Source organism: Cyanobium sp. BA20m-14 (assembly GCF_024346295.1).
Genome location: NZ_JAGQCR010000226.1, coordinates 1 through 5,118, shown reverse-complemented (window position 1 = coordinate 5,118; position 5,118 = coordinate 1). Strand labels below are relative to the sequence as shown.

Annotated in this window: 8 protein-coding genes; 3 read left to right on the top strand and 5 right to left on the bottom strand. The window is 60.6% G+C overall.

Translation table 11 applies throughout. From position 1 onward, the window contains the following. The 3 genes from KBZ07_RS16050 to KBZ07_RS16040 form a co-directional block, all read right to left on the bottom strand. Positions 1–297: hypothetical protein (locus KBZ07_RS16050; RefSeq protein ID WP_254932547.1), on the bottom strand; the 297-nt coding region annotated here is incomplete at its 3' end. Between the two features lie 532 nt (positions 298–829). Further along, on the bottom strand, positions 830–1,246 hold the full coding sequence (locus KBZ07_RS16045; RefSeq protein ID WP_254932546.1) for a hypothetical protein: 417 nt from the start codon (positions 1,244–1,246) through the stop codon (positions 830–832). A gap of 48 nt (positions 1,247–1,294) precedes the next feature. Further along, positions 1,295–1,615, bottom strand: a complete 321-nt coding sequence (locus KBZ07_RS16040) for a hypothetical protein (protein ID WP_254932545.1) — start codon at positions 1,613–1,615, stop codon at positions 1,295–1,297. 300 nt (positions 1,616–1,915) lie between these two features. Here KBZ07_RS16040 and KBZ07_RS16035 point away from each other — a divergent pair, with 300 nt between their 5' ends. Continuing rightward, positions 1,916–3,121 carry a hypothetical protein gene (locus KBZ07_RS16035; RefSeq protein WP_254932544.1) on the top strand — a complete coding sequence of 402 codons (1,206 nt, stop codon included), beginning with the start codon at positions 1,916–1,918 and terminating at the stop codon, positions 3,119–3,121. Here KBZ07_RS16035 and KBZ07_RS16030 read toward each other — a convergent pair. Beyond that, a complete protein-coding gene (locus tag KBZ07_RS16030) occupies positions 3,103–3,558 on the bottom strand; it encodes a PIN domain-containing protein (protein ID WP_254932548.1) in 456 nt (151 codons plus the stop codon). The genes KBZ07_RS16035 and KBZ07_RS16030 overlap by 19 nt on opposite strands. Positions 3,559–3,673: 115 nt before the next feature. Then, positions 3,674–4,147 carry a helix-turn-helix domain-containing protein gene (locus KBZ07_RS16025; protein WP_254932543.1) on the bottom strand — a complete coding sequence of 158 codons (474 nt, stop codon included), beginning with the start codon at positions 4,145–4,147 and terminating at the stop codon, positions 3,674–3,676. Positions 4,148–4,267: 120 nt separating this feature from the next. Between KBZ07_RS16025 and KBZ07_RS16020 the strand changes: the two genes are divergently transcribed. Both KBZ07_RS16020 and KBZ07_RS16015 read left to right on the top strand, forming a co-directional pair. Then, on the top strand, positions 4,268–4,522 hold the full coding sequence (locus KBZ07_RS16020) for a DUF1778 domain-containing protein (RefSeq protein ID WP_254932542.1): 255 nt from the start codon (positions 4,268–4,270) through the stop codon (positions 4,520–4,522). A 218-nt stretch (positions 4,523–4,740) separates the two neighbouring features. Next, a complete protein-coding gene (locus tag KBZ07_RS16015) occupies positions 4,741–4,986 on the top strand; it encodes a GNAT family N-acetyltransferase (protein ID WP_254932541.1) in 246 nt (81 codons plus the stop codon). Positions 4,987–5,118: the final 132 nt, after the last annotated feature.

The window sequence follows — 5,118 nt, the reverse complement described above, 5'->3', positions numbered from 1 at the left end:
CTCAGGAATCCCACCAGTCTCACCCCAGCGATTTACGTCCTCGGGTCTAAACCCTTGTGCCACAAGCAATTTGGCGCATGGAAGGGCATTCTCGTCCTCGGCTGAATTGAGACTGCGTGTCAACCCGCTTTGGTCCACCCCCGCCATGTCCGCCATGGCGCGGATCGAGAGGCGGAAGGTTCCGTCTGGCTGGATTTTGAACTGTGACCGGTCGAACTCGAAGTTCTCCCCTAAGCATGTTGCCAACTGCTTCAGAAGGAGGATGGGGGGGGCTCGCAGAGGAGCCAGCTGAGCCATCAGGCAGAGCAGCTGGCATTGCCGGAGGGGGTCGCGGCCGGGAAACCAAAAACTCCGGTGGCAGGTACCAAAGAGATTGCTCGCCACCACATCCTGGGCCTCCTACCTGGAGCGGTCGGGGCACTCAGTCATCTCAACTCAGCCTTTCACGTCCGCGGGGTAAAACACTTGTGCCACAAAGGATCTGGGGCATGGAAGCGCATTCACGTCCGCAGCAGGTTAGAGACTGCGCTCGGGGCGCTAGCTGTCTCACCCAACGTCGAGACGGCATCGGGGCAAAACCCAGATGCTGCAACGGATCTTGTGCCTATAAGGGCAATCTCGGCCTCGGCTAATTTGAGACTGCGGGCAAGACGCCACCAGTCTCACCCATGCCGATTACGTGAACGGGGTTAAACCCATGCGCCAGAGGGGATCTGGCGACTGGAAGGGCTTTTTCGTGAACACCCAATTTGAGGCTGACCCGCAGCCCTCTGTCCGGCGTCAAGCCCCTTGGCCGGTTGGGGCCCTAGCCCTAAAAAAGGCGGGCAACTCAGCGCTTCAGGGCCAGGGCGTAGTGGGGCGCAACGCTACTGACACCCAGCTTTCTGCGCTGCTTGCCGTCATCCAGCTGCACTACCAGCCCATCGGTGGGCAACTCGCTCCAAAGCTGGCCCTGCAGCCATAAGCGGTGGTGGTGGGCCAGCTGTGGGGCGCCACAAAGCAGGTATGGGGGGATGGGCAGACCCCAGCGCTCCAGCGCCAACAGCTGGGTGGCGTGATTGGCCGCACTCTGCATAACCTCAAACGCCAGGAAGGCCAGGCCATCACCGCTGGGCACCTTGCGGCGCAGGGCGGCAGCGGGTGTGCTCTGGCGACCATCGAGGCCGTAGAGCTCACCACGGATCTGCACACTTATCGGTGCGCCGAGCCTGGGCGGCACGGTGTCAACCAGGGGCAGCAGGTGCATGGCATCAGCGCCGCTGCGTGTCCACGCGGCCGTGAGGAGGCCCTGGCGCTACTCCAGCGCTATGGCGCACCCGTCGAGCTTGGGGGTCACCGAGAAGCGGCCAACAGCGGCCGCACCAAGAACCGCCAGCCAGTCGCTCAATTCCTGTTTGTCGAGGCTCAACAGCTTGCTGCCCCCGCCGGGAGTAAGCAGCTCTGGTGCAGAGGGGTCGAGCTGCTGCAGCTCTGCCACCAGCCCGTCAAATTCAACGTCGCTGAGGTACGCCTGGCCCGCCCGGTAGGCGGCATCAGCAGTGCGTACGGCACTGCGGAGGGACCCATTTGGGCGCGTTTTGGGCGCGCCCTGGGAGACCAATCGGTGAAAAGTCAATCGGGGCGACAGGATTCGAACCTGCGACCTAGTGCTCCCAAAGCTCGTGACATGGGGTTCTTCAGACCAGTTGCAATAACTGGATTTACTGCCTCAAAACCGTTGTTGTCACAGGCTTTTGCCCTGCCAGCCGATGGCGGGCAGTGGCGGAGCGTGCCAAGCTTAAAAGGTGATTCTCTTGCAGATTCTCTTGCAAGGGGTGTCGTGCGTGCCTGATTTCCTAGAGCCGTGCCAAAAGCCACCACTGCCTCTCGCCCAGCACGGGCAGCCAAAGACCGTGGCTGGGTAGCAGCGCTGCGCTTGTCGCTCACCTCGGATCTGGGACCTCGCAGTGGCTGGACTGTTTCTGAGATGCGTGGGCGGGTTCTGCTGAACGTCTCAGCTTCTGCCGCAGGTGGTGCACGCCAGCAGCGAGTTTTGCTATTTGATTGGGCCGCTTCTGAGCGGCAGGCAATTCATGCAGCCATTCTTGCTATTCATGCCGATTACAGCGATGGCGTACCCCTTGATCTAGCCATCGAGACTCACGCACGAATTCCTACGGAGGAATCGAGCCATGTCGGAATGACGGTTAGCGAAGCAATCAACTGGCCTCAATTAATTCATGGATTCAAAGATCACAAACTCAGCAGTGGGGCAATCAAGCAGAGCACCTGGGATCAGCTCTATTTGCGGCGAATGGGTGTGATCCTCGAGGCCGTTGGCGGAAAGCGTCGACCCATTTCACCTAAACAATTATTGGAGGGCGTGATTGAGTCCTGGAAGGACAGGCCCGGATCGCGTGGCCGTCAGTTACAGGTTCAATTCACGGCAGCACTTTTACGTTGGGGCGTCGATTCAGAACGCTTACCTTCATCCTGGGCACCGCCGCTTGATCTCTCTATCTATGTGGGCCGCAAGCGAGAAGAACGGGGGATTACAACACCCATTGAGGCCAGCCATGTGCTGGATTTGGCAGAGGCCATACCTGATCCACGCTGGCGATTGGCGTTTCAGTTAATGGCTGCCTACGGTCTGCGGCCGGAAGAATTGCAACACCTGGAGATCCAGAAAGGGCAGCTCTGGACCACCTACCAGAAGGTTTCCAGTCGAGGTCGCACCCGATCAAGGGTTTTGCGACTGCTGCCATGTGACGAATGGGCCAAGCCCTGGCAGCTCGAGAAAGCATTTCGAGCTGACCGCATGCCGCCGATGCGACCAGGTCATGGCGCTGAGGACCTTGGCACCTATATGCGGCGGCGTCCTCTCTGGCAGCAACTACGGCGAGAGTATGAAGAGAAGGGCGAGAAACTGGTGCTCTACTCTTGCCGCCACGGTTATGCCCACCGCGCTCACATCACTTGCGAGCTGCCTCCCAAGGTGGTCGCAGCAGCCATGGGCCACTCAGTGGAAACCCATCTGGCGGCCTACAGCCGCTGGTGCGGGGATGACGTGGTGGACGACGCTTTCGCAAAGGCAGAGCAGCGGCTGGCCCATGGCCTACGCGCTCAGAGCTCAGCGCCGTAATGCCGCACGGCCTGCGAGAACCTGCTCAACCCTTGTTCCTCCAGGGTTACCAGGTACTCCTCGACTGTTTTTGGTGGGTTCTTGAGGCTCGCTCGGTGCTGCCGCATCGCCATGCAGACCCGTTCGGCATCCAGGTTCAACTGATCCAGCAGAAACGGATCGGGATGGCAGGCGCCAAGCCCATAACTCGCCAGGGCGTGCTCTGGGAAATCGCCCAGGTTGAAGGTGAGGATCAGATCGGCACCGCACTGGATGGCGGCAGCCAGAACATGGCGGTCATCCGGATCTGGTAATTCCAGAGCTGGAATAAGGGGCTGATAACCATCGACAAGCGCATCACGCACGTGAGCATTCATAAGCGCGCGGGTTCGCTCCAACTGCGCTCTGGAGAGATCAGACCGGTTCCGCAGCACAGCGTTGATCCACTCGTCGTGAATCTGGTTGCTCCAGCGAGCCCGTTAGAGATCGGTGAGCGCCAGGCGCATCAACAGATCGCGGAGTGGAGCGGGATAGAGAACGCAAGCGTCGTAGACGACGGTGAAGCGATTCACCTCAGTAGCCCATGCCCAGCTCCTGGGCCTGGGCAGCCAGCTCATCGAGGGCTGCGGCACGCTGCTGATCGATGGCGTGCTTGTAGGCCATCAGGTCGGCCAAGCGGATGCGCCGATGGGTGCCGACCTTACGGAAGGGGATCTCCCCTTGCTCCAACCGCTCGATCAGAAAGGGCCGCGACACATTCAGCAGATCAGCGGCCTGCTGGGTCGTGAGTTCGGCGTGCACCGGCACTAGCGTCACAGCATTGCCCTGGGCCATCTGCACCAGGATTCCCTGCAGCAACTCCAACACCGCGCCTGGGATGGGAACGGATGCGCGCTGGCCATCTTCCAGGTCTAGGGAGAGGCTGGCTTGACGCAGGCTATGGCTGGCACGGAAGCCGGCGAGATCGCGCAAGCTCGCCCCTGCGGCCTCAGCCGCCTCAGCCGTAGGGATCACGGGCTCAATGGAGCTGGGGAGAGCGACGGCCATGGACAGGAGGAGGGGAAGGCCAAATGAATCGTAATCGAAATAATCGCAATATCTGCAGCATCTGCAAGGACGACGCTCCATGCGGCAATCGAAGCGATCGACGAGCCCCGCTCGGCTCGGATGGATCAGCGCACCAAGCCCTCGGTGAAGGCCAGCATTGAGGCGGCAGCAGACTTGATGGGCATCGAGGCCTACGCCTTCGTGGTGATGTTGGCGTATGCACGAGCCCAGGAGCTGCTCAGTGGGAGGCAGCAGACCCTGCTCAGCCAGGGCAATCACCAGGCCCTGCTCGCCACCCTCGACGAAGAGACCACGCCAACGCCCGCCCTGCTGGAGGCTTGGCAGCTGCACCAGGACCAGGTTGTGCGCTCCTGATCCGGTGACGGTTCGGATCGAAGCCCTTTGACCCTGGCTTCAACGACACCAAGGCCTTCCGCTGCGGCAGCGACAGCCAGGACAACTTTCTGCGCCGCACCGCCAAGCGCCAGCAGCGTGATGGCGACACCCGGCTCTACGTCGCCACTGACACCACCCAGACCGGCGAACCTCGGGCCTGTCTGGGCTTCTACGCCATCAATGCCCATGCCATCGGCTTGGCCGACGTTCCTTTCGATGCTGCCCCGGGGGCACCGCGCTCAAATCTGATCCCAGGCGTTTTTCTGAGCCACCTTGCTGTCGACGGGAGACAGCAGGGCAAGGGGCTGGGGCGCATCCTGCTGGTCGATGCCATCCAGTTGTGCCAACGGGCGGGGCAGATCCTGGGTGTGCGGCTGATGTTGCTCGATATGGCGGGCACTGCTTGGAGAAGCGGAACCGGTTTTTTAGTCTGGCTGAATTGACCTCAAAAGCTTTAAAAAGTCATCCAGGTTCGAATCCCAACTGATATGAATAGGGCGATTAGATTTTGGATTGTAGAAAGATATCCAATATGCACCACGCTCTGAGTAGACCGGAGTCTTGTTTCCCAATAC